Here is a 1,501-nt window from a genome sequence, read left to right as displayed (position 1 = left end):
TGCTCTCTAGTTAAGAGTGATAACTCTACCAACTAGGTCATAATCTAAAACTTCGGTGATCTCAACTTTTACGAGATCACCTGCTTTTAGACCTTCAATATCACTATCATTGATAATTACTTTTCCATCGATATCTGGGGCCTGACCAACATGTCTTCCTTCTATTAGAAGCTCTGTCTCTTCGTGTTGACCTTCAATTAAGACATCAATCACTTGTCCCTGATATTTAGCATTTAACTCTCTTACAATCTCTCTTTGAACTTCAAAGAGCTGGTCAAAACGGTCATCAATTGTTTCTTGGTCTACTTTATCTTTAAGTCTGTAGGCAGGAGTTCCTTCTTCATCAGAGTAGCGGAAAATCCCTAAGTGGTTAAACTTCGCTTTCTTAATTCCCTCTAGAAGAGTTTCAAAATCTTCTTCGGACTCTCCAGGAAATCCAATAATAATAGAAGTTCTAAGAACAATACCTGGGTTTCTTTCACGAAGTCTTTCAATACGATTCATGATTTCTGCACCAGTAATTTTTCTATTCATTCTTTTAAGAACATTATTTGCAAAATGTTGAACAGGCATATCTAAGTAGCTACAAATCTTTTTACTATTTCTCATTTGCTCAATTACCTCATCTGTTAATTCATCAGGGTAGAAGTAAAAAAGTCTAATCCAATCAATCCCTTCAACATTCTCTAAACCATTTAAGAGTTCAAATAAATTATTTTGATCATCAAGATCAACACCGTAATCTGAAAGGTCTTGTGATATTAAGTTTATTTCTCTTACACCAGACTCTGCTAATCTCTGGGCCTCAGTAATAAGTGACTCTACAGATCTCGATCTAAGCCTTCCTCTAAGAGTTGGGATAATACAAAATGTACAATTTCTATTACAACCTTCTGAAATTTTCAGCCATGCAGTATAGAAAGGTGAAGTATTAAGCCTAGGGTCAAATTCTGTATGAATAAATTTAGGGATTTCAACAAATGACTTTTTTTCTAACTTATTATCTTCAAGAGCCTTTAGAAGTGGGACTATTTTATTATACTCTCCAGTTCCAATAAACATATCGACTTCGGGTAAACTTTTTTCTAGATCATCAGAGTATCTTTGTGCCATACAACCAGAAACAACTAACGCCTTACAACTTCCCTGCTCTTTGTCTTTATAGTCAGCAAGATCCAAAATTGTTTCAATTGACTCTTGTTTTGCGGCCTCTACAAATGAGCAAGTATTAACAACTATAACTTCTGCAGTTTCAGGTTCAGGTACAACTTTAAAGCCATCAAGCCCCATATACCCAAGCATAACTTGAGAATCTACTAGGTTTTTAGAACACCCTAGAGAAGTAAAAAATACGGTACGATTTTCAAACTTTGTTGTTTGCATAGAATTCCCTTAAATTTAATAATTGCTTGTGCTCTTTTAGTATAAAATCTTCCAATAATCAAAGGGTTGTGTAATATTTCAATGAATTAGTCGTTTGCTTTTCTTAACGATGAGAAAT

1 protein-coding gene is annotated in these 1,501 nt (G+C 34.4%); it reads right to left on the bottom strand.

The genetic code is table 11. The annotated features are described in order from the left end of the window. Window positions 1–6 precede the first annotated feature (6 nt). Window positions 7–1,383: a 30S ribosomal protein S12 methylthiotransferase RimO gene (rimO, locus tag ABX784_RS17405; protein WP_372656327.1), complete on the bottom strand. Its 1,377-nt coding sequence runs from the start codon at window positions 1,381–1,383 to the stop codon at window positions 7–9. Window positions 1,384–1,501 lie beyond the last annotated feature (118 nt).

The organism is Halobacteriovorax sp., assembly GCF_041587335.1.
GTDB lineage: Bacteria > Bdellovibrionota > Bacteriovoracia > Bacteriovoracales > Bacteriovoracaceae > Halobacteriovorax.
Note: the sequence above shows the minus strand (reverse complement) of the source record. Positions and strands in the feature narration are given on the sequence as shown.